Below are 16,360 nucleotides of genomic sequence, written 5' to 3'. Positions count from 1 at the left end.
CCGTTACAGCAACTTATTCTGCTGTAACCACTGCTGCGCCACCTGGCTGGCATCCTGGCCATCCACCGCAATCTGCGCATTGAGTTGTTGCAGCGTCTTCTCATCAAGTTTGCTGAACACCGGCTGCAACCACTTGCCAATGTCAGGATACTGCTTCAGCACCACGTCGCGGATCACCGGGGTCGGTGCGTAAATCGGTTGTACGCCTTTGGGATCGGTTAAGGTTTGTAGCCCAAGCGCCGCCACCGGGCCGTCGGTGCCGTAAGCCATCGCCGCATTCACCCCGGAAGTCTGCTGGGCGGCGGCTTTGATGGTGACCGCCGTATCACCGCCCGCCAGCGACAGCAGCTGTGATTGATCAAGTTTGAAATCGTAGGCTTTTTCAAACGCCGGTAACGCATCGCTGCGTTCGATAAATTCTGCCGAGGCCGCCAGTTTGAAGGTGCCGCCTTTTTTCAGGTACTGGCTGAGATCAGCCAGCGAGGTGAGTTTGTTTTTCTCGGCGATATCGCTGCGTACCGCGATGGTCCAGGTATTGTTGGCTGGCGCTGGGGTGAGCCACACCAGATGGTTTTTCTCCGCGTCCAGGGTCTTCACTTTCTCATAACCCTGCTGTGCATTCTTCCACGCCGGGTCTTTCTCATCATTGAAGAAAAACGCCCCGTTGCCGGTGTATTCAGGATAGATATCCAGCGCGCCGGCGGTGATGGCACCGCGCACCACCTGCGTGGTACCGAGCTGAATTTTATTCACCGTCGGCACTCCATGTTTATTCAGCACTTGCAGGATGATATTGCCGAGCAGCGAACCTTCGGTATCAATCTTTGACCCCACCCGCACCGGGTCGGCGGCCTGTGCTGCGGTGGCGCTCATTGCTAATACGATCAGTCCCAGTAAACCCTGCTTAATCATGGCGTTCGCCCTCAGTATTGTTATCGTGTGGTGAGTTACAAGCGTAGCCTGGCGAACCGGGATGGGCGCGGTCAAGCAGCGGTTAGGGTTTCACTTCGGTCAATTTCTGCTAGCCATTTCAAATCAGTTATAACCATTTCATTGCTCATATAACCAAATGGAATTTTTCAGCCGCCAACTGAGGATTATTCTCATAGGCCCAAATTTACAAAAATACAGACAACAACATCATGTCCGACTTAACTTCTCCCGCCCATGTGGCGCTGGCAGGGAATCAACCTCAGGGTGAGACACAATGGATCCGCAGTGCGTCCGATGTATCAAACCTGATTAATAACAGCGAGCAGTCGCGCAGTAACGCACGCATCGTCATCGCTATCGCACTGGGCGGGGTGTTTCTCGATGCCTATGACCTGGGTGCGCTGGCGTTTGGTATCAAAGATGTGGCCCGCGAGTTCCAGCTGACACCGACCGGCACCGGTATGGTGGCAGCGGCGATCACCTTTGGCGCTATCGTTGGCGCGCTGATTGGCGGCTATCTGACGGATAAAATTGGCCGCTACCGGGTGTTTATGGCCGATATGTTCTTCTTTGTGGTGGCAGCGCTGGCCTGTGCCTTTGCCCCCAACGAATATGTGCTTGGCGGTGCGCGCTTTGTGATGGGGTTGGGCGTCGGGATCGATCTACCGGTGGCGATGGCCTTTCTTGCCGAGTTTTCCAAACTGCGCGGTCAGGGTAATAAAGCCGCCAGCGTGGCGATGTGGTGCCCCACCTGGTACGCGGCCATCAGTATCTCCTACCTGCTGGTGCTGCTGCTGTATGCGGTGTTGCCGGAAAGCCATACCGACTGGTTGTGGCGCTTGATTCTCGGCTTTGGTGCGGTCCCGGCGATCGTGATTATCGCCATCCGCAGCCGTTATATGAGCGAGTCTCCGGTGTGGGCCGCTAACCAGGGCAACCTGCACGGCGCGGCAGAGATTTTGCGCCGTTCGTACAATATCAATGCCCGGGTGGCAGACGATGCCGATCTGAGCCAACAACCCCGCGTACGTAAAGCCAGCTGGCGTAACTATGGCGCGCTGTTGCAGGGTGTTTATCGCCGCCGCACCATTCTGGCGACCGTCACCTCCATCGCCTCTTCCTTTGCGTATAACGCCGTGGCTTTTGGTCTGCCGGTGATTATCTCCAGCTTCTTTGCACAGTCGATGCTGACCACCATTCTGGTGTCGCTGGCGCTGAACCTGCTGTTTGCTTTTGTTGGTGGTTTGCTGGCGGTACGGCTGGTGCCTCGTCTCGGTGCGTGGAAAATGTCGGTGACCGGCTACACCTGTCAGTGCGTGGCGCTGCTGGGGCTGGCGCTAATTGGTCGTCCTGAAGGGGGCGAACAGGCGGCGGTGGCGATTGCCATGCTGGCGTTGTTCCTGTTCGGCCAGGGCTTCGGTCCCGGTTCACATACCATGACCTTTGCGTCGCTGAGCTATCCGACCTCGCTGCGCGGCGTGGGCGTTGGTTTTAACCAGACGCTGATGCGTGGCAGTTCTACCGTGTCGCTGTTTGTGTTCCCGCTGCTGGTCGCCGCGTTCGGCACCGGAGTGTTCTGGGTGATTTTCCTCGCACCGCTGGCTGGTCTGCTGGCGCTGCTGGCGATTCGCTGGGAGCCATCGGGTTACGATGTCGATGCCGAGGATTTTAACGCCCGGTAATCATTTGTGGCGGCGCGTTTTATCGCGCCGCCACATTCAGGAGAAGTTCTCCAGCACCGACAGGAAGGAGTAACGATCGCCCTGCCCTTCAGTCAGTCTGACCCGTCCCTCAATGTCGGCCAGATGGTGATCCATCAATTGCTGCGCACGCGAAAGGTCCTTTTCTTTCAGCGCCGCGACGATCATGCGGTGATGGTCTGCCCCACAATCATCTTTATGATTCTCTTCATATAACGCCATCACCAGCGACAGTCGGGCTACGATTTTAGATAACATTTCTGTCAGCACGGCATTACCCGCCATCTCCGCCAGAACGATGTGAAACTTACCTGACAGCACCGTTTTTGATTTCTCGTCGCCATGCTGATGAATATGCTCTTCTTCATCCGCCAGTTTTTCCAGCGCGTTAAGTTCTGCGATGGTTGCCCGCTCGACGATCAACGCCAGCAAGATCGCCTCTAATTTACGCCGCGCTTCAAAAAGACTTTTCGCTTCATCTATGCTGGGTTCAGCCACGAAGGTGCCGCGGTTGCGCTTTCTTTCCAGCAAATGATCGCTTTCCAGCACGCCAAGTGCGCCCCGCACCACTGTTCTGCTCACGCCAAAATGTTCAGCGATGGCTTCTTCCAGGATCTTGCTACCTGGCTTTAGCGCCCCTTCCCCGATGGCCGTGGCCAGCGTGATACGAATTCGCTCTGAGACATCATCATGGCTGTCAGCGCTACTGGCAGCCTTACTGGTTGCTGGCGTCACTCGACTGCGTGTCTTTTTCATTATCCTCTCCCTACTTCATCCAACACGTCGACTGCACTATCATAACAGCCCGTAAAACGGCTTATCTATCTTTGTGATAATATTCTTGCGTAACTTATCGTGTTAACACGATACCCTTTTCGGCACAGATGTTGCGAATATGGCTGGCAGATTGTTCAATAAATCCTAATGCCTGTGCAAAACCATAATGCTGGTGCTCATAACTGGGGTAGCCATAATTGGCACTTTCATAGCTCGCCCAATCGGGAATTTCCCCTGCTGTGACCCGCTTCTCATAAGCGTTTAACATGGCAAAATAGGCTTCCAGCTCCTCCCCGGTTAGATCAGGGTGGCCAGCGCGCCACAGAGGGTCATCAATCTGGATACACTGACGCGGATTGGCCGCACGACGTTTATCGTCAGATGACTGGGCAATCTCCAGCGACAGATGCAGTTGCGGGTTTACCTCAGCCAGCAGCGGCAGGATGGCGGCAAAATCGACAATCCCCATGCCACAGGGACGGGGCTGAAAATCCAGGCCGCCAGGCGCGCGCCCAATATAGGCATCTTTAATATGGGTCTGCCGCACCCAGGGGGCCAGACGACGGACAGCAAAGACGGGATGCTCACCGCGTTGCAACATATTCGCGGTATCCAGTACAACGCCAACGCACTCCTCACCCACAGATTCAATCAGTCGCAAAATTTCAAATGAGGTGATTTCATCGTGGGTTTCAATATTCATATGCACTCCATTGGCGCGTGCGACAGGTGCCAGCTTGCGCAACACCTTTTCCATAGCCAGCAATTGTTCATCCCAGGTCACGTCGGTGCGGAAGCGATCCACCGCCAGACGCCCTGGATAGGCCGGTTTGAAGTTACCCGGAGAAACCCACAACTCGCAGCAACCTATCTCCGCCCCCGCCTCTATCATTCGCGTCAAACCGGCGATAATATCGCCGTTGCCAATGTCACGCAGCTCAGGAGATTCAGCGCTACAGTAAGGGTTGATTTTACCAAGTCCCCCTTCCAGATACAGACCCAGTTCATCTGCTTTCGCACGGATATCACGTAACCGCCCTTTGTCCAGATCGGGACTCATATCCAGTAATGTGCTGAAAAAAATCCCGCTCAAACCCAGTGCTTTTGCATGTTCAAGACTCGCTAAGGGACCACGTTTTTTTGCTTCAGGCAGTTTTAAACCGTCGATACCTAATTTCATGTCGTACTCCTTTTTGGGATGGTGTGTCGATACAGCACCTGCAAGCAGCATGCCATCGGCCTGGAAAATAATTTTAATTCATTGATAAACAACAAAATAAATTTAATAATTTTTTGTATAAAGTTAATTATTAAGTTAGTGATAAACAATATTCAATAAAATTAATATTGTAGATAGAGGATTTTCAGTCAACCAATCCCGATCGCAGCCTGAAACCCTCATTTTTTCCTCCCCCGTTGCCCCATTACCGGTGGTTCTGCACCATTCTGATGATAAGAACGCACCAATTTAGTGAAAAATCATTCCGAATTTACTTAATGAAATTCAGTATCACTAATTTTCGCACAAACTTTCGCACATATTTTAAAAGATAATTATCATTATAATTCCATTAGTTATGATAAATAAACCCAACGACCTGTGATCCTGGCATACCCCTTGCAACTCCTTTTCCATGTGAATTTTTCGTTTCATCTCGCGACTCAGAACCAGGGAAGCACTATGGCAGATATGCAGAACTCGTCCGAACGTAAGCGCTTGAACGTTCAGGGCCTTACTCACAGCTACGGTGGCAACAACGCAATCAGCGATGTCTCTTTCACGATTGAACCCGGTGAAATAGTGGCACTGCTGGGGCCAAGCGGCTGTGGTAAATCCACCGTGTTAAGGGCAATTGCCGGACTTATTCAGCCTAAAGCTGGAAAAATTGAACTGGGCAATCAGGATCTGGCCCTGGTCTCGGCCAGGGCGCGGGGTATCGGCATGGTTTTCCAGAACTACGCTCTGTTTCCCCATCTCACTGTCGCCGAAAACATCGCCTATCCGCTCGCTTGTCAGCAAGTTTCGCGTGCTGAACGTAAACAGCGTGTTGAAGAGATGCTGGCAATGGTGCGCCTCAGCGAATATGGCAATCGTCTGCCGCGTGAGCTTTCCGGTGGTCAGCAGCAACGCGTTGCAGTTGCCCGGGCCATAGCAGGTCGCCCTTCTCTGCTGTTGCTGGATGAGCCTTTTGGAGCACTGGATCGCGCGCTGCGTTTTGATTTACAGGTGGAATTGTTACACCTGCAAAAAACGCTGGGGATCACCACGCTAATCGTGACGCACGATCAGGAGGAGGCGCAGAGCCTCGCCAATCGTTTGGTGTTGATGAACAAAGGCCATGTTGAGCAGATCGACACACCGATGGCAGTTTATGATCAGCCCAAATCACTGTTCGTAAACACCTTTATTGGCCAAACCAACCAGTTAGCTGGCACCGTACTGCGCTTTGATAACGACACCACGTTGATCGGCCTGTCTGGTGACAAAACGCTGCGTCTGCCTCGCCGTCTGAATTTTACCACCGGCTCGAAAGTCACCATCACATTCCGTCCTGAAGAAGTACGTTTGTCAGCGCAGCCTGGAGAACAGTGTCAGCCAGCAAGGCTGACGGTTTCCGTCCCACTGGGGCCCGTGCTGGTGCACGACCTGATGCTTGATTGTGGTACTACGCTGCGGGCTTCTGAGGTCAGAGTCCCCGGAACCCGCATCCCCCTTCCCGGATCGCAGCTTTTTGCTGAGATCGATACGACACGCTGTCATGCCTTTCCGGCTGAACCGCAAACCCTGAGTGATTAAATAGAGGTGAACATCATGAAAAACTTTGAGATTAGTCGTCGTCGGTTCGGTCAATTGTTGGCAGGAGCAGCCGCAACCTCCTTGCTACCGGTGTCACTACGTGCGCTGGCGGCAGAGAAAGAAACCGCAATTGCTGCCACCTTTCCGGGGAACTGGGAAGATGCCTATCGCAACATACTGACCCCGATCATGAAAAAAGAGGGGTATGGCCTGACCATTGCCCCTGCGTTGGCACAAGACCAGTTGGCAAAAGTGATGGCCAGCCCCGGTAATCCCCCTTATGACGCGCTGTTAATGTCGCCAGGGCAAATGACCATTGCCATTCAGAATGACATTATCCAGAAAATCGATCCCTCCAGATTGAAAAACTGGCATCTCCTCGATCCGAGTTTTCAGGGTGAATATGGCCCAACGGTTACGGTAGAAGTCAACGGCATCGCCTATAACCCGGACCTTGTGCCACGTCCGAAGGGTTATAAAGATCTGTTCGAAAACCCCGCCTACAAAGGCCTGGTCTCCTGGACTGGTTTTGCCTCCAACACCGCGGTCATGGCTTACACCGAAATCGCCAAAATCTATGGCTCCGGGCCAGATGACATGGCGGCCGTGTTTAAGTTGTTCAAGGATCATCCTGAGCAGTTAAAGAGCATTGTTGATAGCACCAATCATCAAATGACCTTGTTCCAGCAGGGGGAGATCGCGGTATTCATGTGCAGTACCAGCAACGTGGCACGCCTGAAGAGTCTGGGGATGAACTGCGAGTTCGTCCATCCGGAAACGGGATCTCCAGCGGCACCGGTCAATATTCATCTGACGAAGGGCACCAAAAATGCCGATGCCGTCTACGCCTATATGGATGCGGCCATCTCCCAGGCTGCACAGGATCAATTCAAATTGCCACCGGCTGAAATGTTCCCGACCAACAGCGATGTTGCGCTGACACCGGCAATCTCCGCCTATGTCACGCGCGATCAGCTTAAGACTCTGGTCTACCCCGACTGGAACAGCATCAACAAAAATCGTGATGCCTGGATTCGCGAATTTGACACCATTGTTGCCGGATAAGGTGATGTGATGAAACAGAGCGGCTTTCCTTACGTTGTCCCCATGCTATTGCTCTCCGTGGTGTTCTTCGCAACGCCGCTCGCGGTTTTGGTCGGATTTAGTTTCATCACTAAAGGTGGTGTCACCCTGGATCACTACGCCCGTTTTTTCGGTGATGAATTCAACTTTCGTGTGTTGATTAACACCGCGAGATTGGGACTGGAAACAGTTATCGGCACCACCCTGCTGGGCGTACCTATCGCGTTGCTTTACTGGCATAGCGGGCGAACCTTACGTCAGGTGATCATTTTCCTGACGCTAATCCCGATGCTGACCAGTAACGTAGTGAGAACGTTCGCCTGGATTGTCATTTTGGGACGTCAGGGACCAATCAGCGAAGCATTAATGGCGCTTGGCATTACCGGAATGCCGACCAGCCTGATGTTTACGGAGCTCGGTCTGGTCATGGCAATGTGTCAGATTGATCTGCCGCTGATCATTTTGCCGCTGATCGCCATTCTGACCCGCACCCAATACTCACTCACCGAAGCGGCACAAGTCTCAGGAGCTGGCCCCTGGCGCATTTTGATCACCCTGATGCTGCCACTGATGTTACCAGGCCTGTTGGCAGGCTGGATCCTGGTATTCGCCAGTACCAGCAGCTCGTTCGTCACCCAGGCCGTGATTGGTGGTGCACGTAATGTGTACGTGCCACAGCTGATTTATCGCGAAGTCGGTACGCTGTTCGACTGGCCTCTCGCTTCCGCCATTGCCGTGGTATTGCTGCTTTCGACTGGCTGTCTGCTGGTGGCACTCACCATGATTTCACGTCACAGGAGATTGAATGGTCATGCTTAATCGACGCGAAAATCCCGTTCCGGCCCTGCTGTACAAAGTCTTTGTGTATGGCTTTGGCACGCTGTGCCTGATTTACCTGGTCGCACCGATTGTGATTGCTCTGATGATGTCCTTCACCGCCGGGCAAACACTGAAATATCCACCGGAAGGATTTTCATTGCGCTGGTATGAAGCGCTGCTCGACCCGGTGCGCTCGGGTACTGAACACATAGCGGCATGGAACTCACTGAAAATCGCCGGATTGGCGGTATTGGGATCGCTGCTGTTTGCCGTGCCCGCCAGCATTGGTATGACGCGGATGAAACGTAAAACCGTGAACAGCATCGAGCCATTACTGCTTGCTCCGCTGGTGTTACCCAGCCTGGTCTATGGGCTGGCAGCATTGATCGTCGCCAACTTTATTGGTTTCCAGCCATCGCTGTGGTTGACCGTTACCGGGCATATCGTGGTGTTTGGCCCGTTGATGTATCGCGCCGCGTCTGTTGTGGCCCAGGGACTTAACCCCTCTCTGGCGGAAGCATCAACCACTATGGGGGCCAGTTGGTTTATGACGCTTCGTCGTGTCACGTTGCCACTGTTGATGCCCGGCATTCTGGCTGGTGCGTTTCTGGTGTTTATTCAGTCACTGGATAACGTCACGGTTTCGCTGTTTCTTGCAGATGCTTCAACCACGGTGTTGCCGCTGCGAATGTTTGCTCTGATTGAAGAGTCACTCGATGTCCGTGTGGCCGCTATCTCAGGGATTCTCATCGCCGTCACCTTGCTCGGTTTGCTGGTTGCACGCCGTGTGCTGGCTCCACGCCCACAAAATTAATGACTTAATCAAGTACAAGGATTCACCTATGAACACTCATGCGACTCAGCCCGCTGGCTATCGCATTGGCTCTCTGCTTGCCGATTTCCAGCCAGATTTTACGTTTTCAGCCCCGTTACCATTGCCGGAGGAGGAGTTTGCCGAACGTCTGCGCAAAATTCGCCGCCAGGCTGTTGAAGCCGGACACGATGCGCTGATCGTCCACGCCGGGAGCGTGGGCTGGTTCCACGCCTCAAATGCGTATCTGCGTTATATCTGTGACTGGATGCGAGAAGGTGTGCTCATTATCCCGACTGATAGTGATAAACCGCTGACGCTACTCTCCTTTTTTACCCAGTCGGTATTGTTGCCACCGGGTGGTGAGCCGTTGCTGGTGGATGAAATCTGGCAGATTGGTCCGATTGGTCGTGAATACGCAGATCGTCCCGGTGACTCGGTAATCAAAACGGCCGAGAAATGTGCGGAGATCCTCACACGGTTAGGGTTAGTGAACGCGCAAATTGGCAGTATCGGCGATCGTACCTCCCTCACTTTCTGGGCGGCCCTGGCGTCGCTGATGCCGCGCAATAAATTTATTGCCGACAACCCAATTCTGGACCGCATGCAGAAAGTCCGTTCACCCCGTGAAATTGAGATGTTCCGGGCCGCAGCACAGTTGATCAGTATTGGCACGCAGGCGGCATATCATGTGACAAAACCGGGTGTCACCGACCATGAGATCTTCGCGGCGTTTACGGCAGCACAGATGGCGTTTGGTGGTGAGACCGGGGATGGCTACCAGATTGGTATCAACGAATTTGGTACCCACTGCGGTAAGCCTTATGGTCATGTGGTGCGTGCCGGTGATCTGATCAATTTGTACATTTCCAATGTCACCTGGCGGGGTTACACCGCGCAGACCGCGCGCATGATTGCCGTGGGTGATATCACTCCGCACCAGGAGAAGGTGCTGACAGCCTGTACCGACGGTGTGAAACGTGCGGAGCGTTTAATTAAGCCCGGCGCACTGATGCGGGATATCAACAACGCTGCCTTCGAACCGATGATCGAACAGGGCATGCTGACGTCAGCCGAAGCTCGCACCATGCCCTACAACTGGTCACCCATGCCTGACGGTGGCGCACGTCTGATCCCCCAACAGTATGTTCGCGATATCGACTGGGAAGCCCAGGGGCGCAAGCTGATGCATGTCTACCCTGCCACCTATGGACCACACAATCCCAATCTGGGTCACTCCATCGGTATGGCTGGCGCGCAAAACAGCTTCAACATCTCCTCTCATAACTACGATCGCCTGGAAGAAGGGATGGTATTTGTGCTCCATAGCCAATGGCTGGAACCGCTGGCGGCAGGCTGCAACATTGGCGATTGTTATGTTGTCACCAAAGACGGTTTTGAAAATCTTAGCCATCACACCCCCCTTGAAACATATCGTATTGACAGCGGAGCCTGAGATGAGCCAGCCAACATCACATACTTTTTTTGACTTTGCGTCATTAACCGAACGTGAGCGTTACAAGATTTTGATTGGCACGGTAATTCCGCGCCCGGTTGCCCTGGTGACCACGGTCAGCCGCGACGGTGTTCCCAATGCCGGCCCGTTCAGCTTTTTCAATGTACTGACTCACGACCCGGCGATTGTCGCTATCGGTGTGGAGAACTATGCCGATATGCGTTTCAAAGACACCGCACGCAATATCCGTGAAACGGGCGAGTTTACGGTGCATATCGTCGATGATGCCCTGGTGGATCAGATGGAGATCTGTGCCATTAAATTTGGTCCCGAGGTCAATGAACTGGAGGAGGCCGGTCTGGAAACCGTGCCGGGCCAATACGTGCACAGCCCGCGCATTCTCGCTGCCCCTGCGGCACTGGAGTGCCGCCGTCATACCACCTTACAGGTTGGCCCGGCGAGAGAAATCATTCTGGGTGAGGTGGTCGGGGTATATGTGCGCAGTGATGCGGTCAACCCGGAAAATCTGCACATAGACCAACAACTGATGGATGCGGTGGGGCGTATGGGGGGAAATACCTATTGCCGCACACGCGATCAATTCGATATTAAAACGCTCACTAAAGAGCAATGGGAGGAACGCCAGGCGATTAAATAAACGCAAACTAAAACACCATTCCTGATTTTTATCTTTTTTCACCATATATCCCCCCAACGAGGGGTAATAAATAATTAATTCAGACAGGGTAAAAACGTAATGATGAAACGCTCACTTTTAGCGGCAGCTATGCTGCCGCTACTGGCTGCCTTATGCCCGGTTCAGGCTGCGGAAATATATAATAAAGACGGCAACAAGCTGGACCTGAATGGCAAAATAAAAGTTTCCCATATATTTTCTGATGACAGTAATAATGATGGTGATGCGTCGTCAAATCTTCAGGGCGGTTTTACCGGGGAGACAAAAATCTCGGATAAATTGACGGGTTATGGCAGCTGGTCATATCAATTCAGCCTGCATAATTCTGAAGGCGGTAGCGATGCTCAAAATGGTAACGCTACTCGCCTTGGCTACGCCGGTTTGAAATATGGTGAATTGGGTTCTATCGATTATGGCCGCAATTTCGGTTTGGTTTATGACGTGATGAGCAACACCGATATGCTGCCTTTCTTCGGTAGTGACTCTGATTACAATGATGTCTTCCTCGTGGGCCGCTCGACCGGCTTGCTCACCTGGCGTAACACAGGTTTCTTTGGTCTGGTGGACGGTCTGAACGTGGCCGCACAATACGAAGGTAAAAATGACCGAACTGGCAGTACCGATCAAATTATCCGCGCTAATGGTGATGGATTTGCACTTTCCGCCTCTTATGCTTTCGATTTTGGCCTAAGCTTTGTGGGTGCTTTTGCCAGCCTTGACCGTACAGATGCGCAAAATAACTTAAGCCGTGGTCATGGTGATAAAGCCCAACATTGGGCCGCTTCGGTAAAATATGATGCGAATCAGATTTACCTCGCGGCCGCGTATGATGAAACGCTGAATGCCACCCCGATCAGCGGGGGATTTGCGAATAAAGCACAAAATTTTGAAGCCGTTGCACAATATCAATTCCTGAGTGGATTCCGCCCTTCAATTGCTTACATCTCTTCGAAAGGGAAAGATATTGAAAACATCGGTGACGCCGATATTATTAAGTACACAGCCATTGGTGCTTATTATTATTTCAACGTCAATATGTCTTTATTCGCTGAGTACCGTATTAATATGCTTAAAGATAATAACCCACTCGGACTGGCGACTGACGATGTGATGGCTCTGGGTCTGGTTTATCAATTCTGATATGACAACGCCTCAGCAATGAGGCGTTTTTTTACACGGTGAGCTGAAACGCATCCAACGTGGCAGGAATGCGGGCAAAGGTGAACAGAAACCACGGCGTGAACTGTTCCGGGTGCTGCGCAATCTCCTGCTGAATCTGCGCCACCGACCGATAGCACCAGGCATCGGCCTCTTCCGGGTTCAGTTCCGGTTGTTCATCGCTGATGGCAAAAAACACATGACCGTATTCATGTTCCGTCAGGCCATTGCTGAGCGGCAGGTTGTAGCTCAGCTCGAATACCGGCGTCAGCGTCAGCGACAGCCCCATCTCTTCACGCAGGCGACGTTCAGCGGCAGCCTGGGTGGATTCCTGCGGATAAGGATGACCACAACAGGTGTTACTCCACAAACCGCCGCAGTGGTATTTACCACTGGCACGACGTTGCAGCAGCAGTTCATGCCGCGAGTTAAACACGTAAACCGTTACCGCACGGTGCAGTAATCCCTTTTCATGAACTTCCAGCTTTTCCATCTTGCCAGTGGGACGATCGAGGTGGTCGACGAGGATAACTTCTATGGCGGACATGACAACTCCTTCAGAAAAATCTCAACCATTGTACACAATCACCGCGCCGGGGGCCGGAAAAATTGCGTACATTCCGTGCGTTTGCGTAACGGAAAATTAATTTTAGCAGCTGGATTTTGAAGCAGCATAAAAAACGGGGAATAGTTAATAAGAAAGGAGAAACGGTGGCACACCCGGCACCACCGTGGAAAAGCGCTTAAAGTTTAAAGCTTTGCACCACCAACTCCAGCTGAACGCTCTGCTCCTCCATCGCGCGCGCGGCAGCAGAAACCTGTTCCACCAGCGCGGCATTCTGTTGGGTGCTGCCGTCAAGCTGGGTGATAGCCACGTTCACCTGATCGATGCCGAGGCTTTGCTCACGGCTGGCAGACATAATCTCCCCCATCAGCGTGGTGACGCTGCTGACGCCGTGCATCAATTCATCCATAGTTTGTCCGGCTTGCTCCACCAACTGGCTGCCAGCATCAATATTGGTGACCGACTCCTCAATCAGCTTCTTGATCTCTCGCGCCGAGTTGGCCGAGCGCTGGGCGAGGTTACGCACTTCCGACGCCACCACCGCAAAACCGCGCCCCTGCTCGCCCGCGCGCGCGGCTTCTACCGCCGCGTTCAAGGCCAGGATATTGGTCTGGAAAGCAATGCTGTCGATGACGCTGATGATATCCACCACTTTGCGCGATGAATGATGGATTTCGCCCATAGTGCTGACCACCTGACGCACCACCTCGGTGCCACGCGCCGCCACCTGCGAAGCGCCATCAGCCAGTTGATTGGCATGGGTGGCGTTATCCGCGTTCTGACGCACCGTACCGGTCAGTTGCTCCATAGAAGCCGCCGTTTCAACAATCGAGCTGGCCTGTGATTCGGTACGCGCCGACAGATCAGCGTTGCCGCTGGCGATCTCCCGCGAGGCAGCGGTAATCGCCAGCGCGCTGTCACCCACCTGACGCATCAGCCCCTGAAGGTAAGCAATAAACTGGTTGAAGCTCTGCGCCACGGCGTTAAATTCCGGGCTGTTGCTGGCAGGCAGACGCTGGGTCAAATCCGCACCGCCGGTTGATAACGCTTCAATGTTACGGTTGAGCTGGCTTAAGCGCTTCATCATGGCACGCACAAAGCCGAGCAAGATCAGCAGTAGGATCACCGCCAGCGGGATCTGCACCAGACCCAATCGGGTCAGCATGCTATGGGTTTGCGCATCCAACAGGCTGGAGGGCACGTCGCTGGCGAGATACCACGGACTGCCGGGAATGGCTTGCAGGAACAGCGTATGCTCGCCATCTTCCGCATCATAGCTCGCCTGCGTCGGTTGACTGCCCGCCTGCGCCAGCAACGTTTTCAGCGTTGGAGCCAGCGGCAGTTGGGTATCGGACAGGTTTTCCAGTTTCGCCGCAGCATCAACCAGCGCGGCGTTACCGACCACTTTGCCATCGGCTTCGACGATCAAGACGCGACCATGAATCGCCTCTCCCATCTGTTTCGCCAGTTGGTTGAAGAATCCCAGGGTCACGTCGATGGTCGCCACGCCCCAGGCAGTACCATTACGGTAAATCGCCATCGCGCAGTTGGTACGCGGTTGCGGGCTGGCCGCATCCTGATAGGCCTTCGCCCAGGCGCACTGGCCTTTCGCGGCCGCCATACCGTCTTTGTACCAGGGTTGCTCCCAGTATTTGTCGGCAGCGTCAGAGTTCCAGTAAGTATTCACCTGTAACTGGTTGCTGGCGTTGCGCGCAAAGAATGAACTGTCTTTCTCTTTAGCCGGATCGCGACGGTTCGGCAGGGGCCAGATACCGCCGCCGAATACGTTGCTGTCCTGATATTGGTTAACCAGCGCAGGCAGCAAGGTATCGATGCTGGCGCTATCCATTACCCCGGCAGCTTCGGTAATAGCACGCTGCTGCGCCTGAACGCGGTTCATCTGTTCGACGATACGTCCGGCCAGGCCATCGACTTCGTAACGCACCAGGCGGCTCTCATTGTTGCTGAGTTGGGGTGCAATAAACTGATTGATCACCAGCACGGTGACCAGCATCAGCACGGCGAAAAATGCGATGAGGGTCGCGGTGAAACGGGATTGTGTGGTTTTTAACATGAGAGTGCCCTTACCCTGGAGTGGCGAGATGCCTGATCCGGGTTAACGGCGTGTCAAGAAGGAACTTGAGGTGCGCACGATCACAAAGCAATAAAATAATTGATGAAGGTGATGATGTAGCGGCGCGATGTGTTTGGCGCGTATAGCAAAACCTGCGCGATAAATCGCGCCGCTACGATTCAGGCAACCGGAGGCTCCACCACTTCTTGCCTTGGACGAAAAATATGGTTGTTGCCATCAGCCAGCAGACGCTGCAACAACTGCTGTCCACCGCGTTCATCGGCCTGCGCAAACTGGCGTTCCGCCTCGGTGATTGGCGTTGACCACAGCAAATTCACCCGGTCGCCCCCACGCTTTGGCAGCCGGAACTGCGCCGCTTCCGGGGCCAGGCCATTCGCCAGCAGGAAACTTTCAAACCCCACCGGCGCCACTTCTGACGCCAGCGTATGCCCCTCACCCAGCCAGGTAAGGCGCGCCCACGGCAGATGGGCAAACTCCGCCAGTGCGCTGGCCATCTGCACTGCATTGGCTTCGTTCATCACTTCGCCATCCACTGCCATCGCCAGTTCGATGCGGCGATACTGCGGGGCCAGCTCATCAAACAGATAATCGACCTGCGGCATCGGTCGGATCCCCATGCCGAGGGTGAGGAAGTACCACACGCCCTGATGCCAGTGCTGCGAAATCGCCATCGGCGGCCAGTTGCCCTGGTCGATGGCGTAATACTTCACCGATTCACCGAACTGCGCCTGGTAGCACTGCATCAACTCACGCTGCACCACTTCCCATAAATGTCCGTCATGCCAGTCACGCCAGAAATGGCGTTGCTGTTCGGCACGCGCGTAATAGTCATTGGTTGAGGCCGATCCGAGCGGTGCCGTCAGGCGATTCTTTTTGATACACCCGGCCGAGAAGCTCACCTGTTTGTCCTGGTACAGGCTCCAGCCAGGGATCACCGCCAGCAACTGACCGTAGTACCACAACGCCGCACCATCATCGCTCGGCTCCCAGAGTATCTGTAACCCGGCCGGATCGAGCGGCGGTTCCGCTTCCAGCGTGCGGCAAAATTCGGCACTGAGCAGCGGCGCGATACCCTGCTCCAGTGCATCGCGATCTTCACGCGCCGGTGCGGGCAGCAGGTTGCGTAACCAGCAACCGCGTACCGCATACTGGCTGCGGAACAGGTCGTTTGGCCAGATATAAAAATAGGCCGTGCGCGCGTCCTGCTCGACGATGGCCGTAAGTGTATTTTGCTGATTCGGCACCTCAGCAATCAGAGGTTGGTGTGTCATAACGCCTCGACAATGCCTGGAGGGATCCATTTTCCCCGAGAATAGAGCAGGATCGACACTCGTGCCATGTGGCACAAGGGTAAAACTCTCAAAGTGCGCAGGAGAAAGATGAGGATTACTGAAGTTTCATGCCGTATGCGTCGGCAAGCTTCAAATAAATTCGCGATTCTTTTGCCGTTGCGCGTGCTATTGTCGCGC

14 protein-coding genes are annotated in these 16,360 nt (G+C 53.8%); 8 read left to right on the top strand and 6 right to left on the bottom strand.

The window, feature by feature from the left end; genetic code table 11:
- Positions 1–3: 3 nt before the first annotated feature.
- Positions 4–912 (bottom strand): glycine betaine ABC transporter substrate-binding protein OsmF, encoded by a 909-nt coding sequence (locus L579_RS01365; RefSeq protein ID WP_021182496.1) that lies wholly within the window; start codon positions 910–912, stop codon positions 4–6.
- Between the two features lie 230 nt (positions 913–1,142).
- Between L579_RS01365 and L579_RS01360 the strand changes: the two genes are divergently transcribed.
- The gene (locus L579_RS01360) at positions 1,143–2,615 is read left to right on the top strand and encodes an MFS transporter (RefSeq protein WP_021182495.1); all 1,473 of its coding nucleotides are present in this window, start codon (positions 1,143–1,145) and stop codon (positions 2,613–2,615) included.
- 36 nt (positions 2,616–2,651) lie between these two features.
- Here the strand turns inward: L579_RS01360 and L579_RS01355 are convergent, their stop codons facing one another.
- Both L579_RS01355 and L579_RS01350 read right to left on the bottom strand, forming a co-directional pair.
- Positions 2,652–3,389 carry a GntR family transcriptional regulator gene (locus L579_RS01355; RefSeq protein ID WP_021182494.1) on the bottom strand — a complete coding sequence of 246 codons (738 nt, stop codon included), beginning with the start codon at positions 3,387–3,389 and terminating at the stop codon, positions 2,652–2,654.
- 94 nt (positions 3,390–3,483) lie between these two features.
- Positions 3,484–4,590 carry a sugar phosphate isomerase/epimerase family protein gene (locus tag L579_RS01350; RefSeq protein WP_021182493.1) on the bottom strand — a complete coding sequence of 369 codons (1,107 nt, stop codon included), beginning with the start codon at positions 4,588–4,590 and terminating at the stop codon, positions 3,484–3,486.
- Between the two features lie 501 nt (positions 4,591–5,091).
- Between L579_RS01350 and L579_RS01345 the strand changes: the two genes are divergently transcribed.
- From L579_RS01345 to L579_RS01315, 7 genes are all read left to right on the top strand, one after another.
- The gene (locus L579_RS01345) at positions 5,092–6,207 is read left to right on the top strand and encodes an ABC transporter ATP-binding protein (protein ID WP_021182492.1); all 1,116 of its coding nucleotides are present in this window, start codon (positions 5,092–5,094) and stop codon (positions 6,205–6,207) included.
- A 15-nt stretch (positions 6,208–6,222) separates the two neighbouring features.
- On the top strand, positions 6,223–7,272 hold the full coding sequence (locus L579_RS01340) for an ABC transporter substrate-binding protein (RefSeq protein WP_021182491.1): 1,050 nt from the start codon (positions 6,223–6,225) through the stop codon (positions 7,270–7,272).
- A 9-nt stretch (positions 7,273–7,281) separates the two neighbouring features.
- Positions 7,282–8,109 carry an ABC transporter permease gene (locus tag L579_RS01335; RefSeq protein ID WP_021182490.1) on the top strand — a complete coding sequence of 276 codons (828 nt, stop codon included), beginning with the start codon at positions 7,282–7,284 and terminating at the stop codon, positions 8,107–8,109.
- Positions 8,096–8,923: an ABC transporter permease gene (locus tag L579_RS01330; protein WP_235056549.1), complete on the top strand. Its 828-nt coding sequence runs from the start codon at positions 8,096–8,098 to the stop codon at positions 8,921–8,923. Before L579_RS01335 ends, L579_RS01330 begins: the two co-directional genes overlap by 14 nt.
- Before the next feature lie 28 nt (positions 8,924–8,951).
- A complete protein-coding gene (locus tag L579_RS01325; RefSeq protein ID WP_021182488.1) occupies positions 8,952–10,376 on the top strand; it encodes a M24 family metallopeptidase in 1,425 nt (474 codons plus the stop codon).
- A 1-nt stretch (position 10,377) separates the two neighbouring features.
- Positions 10,378–11,034, top strand: a complete 657-nt coding sequence (locus L579_RS01320; RefSeq protein ID WP_021182487.1) for a flavin reductase family protein — start codon at positions 10,378–10,380, stop codon at positions 11,032–11,034.
- Positions 11,035–11,133: 99 nt separating this feature from the next.
- Positions 11,134–12,213: a porin gene (locus L579_RS01315; RefSeq protein ID WP_021182486.1), complete on the top strand. Its 1,080-nt coding sequence runs from the start codon at positions 11,134–11,136 to the stop codon at positions 12,211–12,213.
- A gap of 31 nt (positions 12,214–12,244) precedes the next feature.
- On the opposite strand, the gene idi is transcribed toward L579_RS01315, so the two are convergent.
- The 3 genes from idi to L579_RS01300 all read right to left on the bottom strand — a co-directional run bounded on the left by idi (position 12,245) and on the right by L579_RS01300 (position 16,162).
- Positions 12,245–12,778 (bottom strand): isopentenyl-diphosphate Delta-isomerase, encoded by a 534-nt coding sequence (gene idi / locus L579_RS01310; protein WP_021182485.1) that lies wholly within the window; start codon positions 12,776–12,778, stop codon positions 12,245–12,247.
- Positions 12,779–12,974: 196 nt separating this feature from the next.
- A complete protein-coding gene (locus L579_RS01305) occupies positions 12,975–14,870 on the bottom strand; it encodes a methyl-accepting chemotaxis protein (protein ID WP_021182484.1) in 1,896 nt (631 codons plus the stop codon).
- Between the two features lie 179 nt (positions 14,871–15,049).
- Positions 15,050–16,162, bottom strand: a complete 1,113-nt coding sequence (locus L579_RS01300) for a suppressor of fused domain protein (protein WP_021182483.1) — start codon at positions 16,160–16,162, stop codon at positions 15,050–15,052.
- Positions 16,163–16,360: the final 198 nt, after the last annotated feature.

This window comes from Pantoea sp. AS-PWVM4 (assembly GCF_000468095.1).
Taxonomy (GTDB): Bacteria; Pseudomonadota; Gammaproteobacteria; order Enterobacterales; family Enterobacteriaceae; genus Pantoea; species Pantoea phytobeneficialis.
Note: the sequence above shows the minus strand (reverse complement) of the source record. Positions and strands in the feature narration are given on the sequence as shown.

What these genes read in the sequence shown, in the direction of transcription:
- L579_RS01340 (WP_021182491.1), top strand. Translation starts at nt 6,223, where the DNA reads ATGAAAAACTTTGAGATTAGTCGTCGTCGGTTCGGTCAATTGTTGGCA.
- idi (WP_021182485.1), bottom strand. Translation starts at nt 12,778, where the DNA reads ATGTCCGCCATAGAAGTTATCCTCGTCGACCACCTCGATCGTCCCACT.
- L579_RS01335 (WP_021182490.1), top strand. Translation starts at nt 7,282, where the DNA reads ATGAAACAGAGCGGCTTTCCTTACGTTGTCCCCATGCTATTGCTCTCC.
- L579_RS01315 (WP_021182486.1), top strand. Translation starts at nt 11,134, where the DNA reads ATGATGAAACGCTCACTTTTAGCGGCAGCTATGCTGCCGCTACTGGCT.
- L579_RS01345 (WP_021182492.1), top strand. Translation starts at nt 5,092, where the DNA reads ATGGCAGATATGCAGAACTCGTCCGAACGTAAGCGCTTGAACGTTCAG.
- L579_RS01360 (WP_021182495.1), top strand. Translation starts at nt 1,143, where the DNA reads ATGTCCGACTTAACTTCTCCCGCCCATGTGGCGCTGGCAGGGAATCAA.
- L579_RS01350 (WP_021182493.1), bottom strand. Translation starts at nt 4,590, where the DNA reads ATGAAATTAGGTATCGACGGTTTAAAACTGCCTGAAGCAAAAAAACGT.
- L579_RS01325 (WP_021182488.1), top strand. Translation starts at nt 8,952, where the DNA reads ATGAACACTCATGCGACTCAGCCCGCTGGCTATCGCATTGGCTCTCTG.
- L579_RS01305 (WP_021182484.1), bottom strand. Translation starts at nt 14,870, where the DNA reads ATGTTAAAAACCACACAATCCCGTTTCACCGCGACCCTCATCGCATTT.
- L579_RS01330 (WP_235056549.1), top strand. Translation starts at nt 8,096, where the DNA reads ATGGTCATGCTTAATCGACGCGAAAATCCCGTTCCGGCCCTGCTGTAC.
- L579_RS01365 (WP_021182496.1), bottom strand. Translation starts at nt 912, where the DNA reads ATGATTAAGCAGGGTTTACTGGGACTGATCGTATTAGCAATGAGCGCC.
- L579_RS01300 (WP_021182483.1), bottom strand. Translation starts at nt 16,162, where the DNA reads ATGACACACCAACCTCTGATTGCTGAGGTGCCGAATCAGCAAAATACA.
- L579_RS01320 (WP_021182487.1), top strand. Translation starts at nt 10,378, where the DNA reads ATGAGCCAGCCAACATCACATACTTTTTTTGACTTTGCGTCATTAACC.
- L579_RS01355 (WP_021182494.1), bottom strand. Translation starts at nt 3,389, where the DNA reads ATGAAAAAGACACGCAGTCGAGTGACGCCAGCAACCAGTAAGGCTGCC.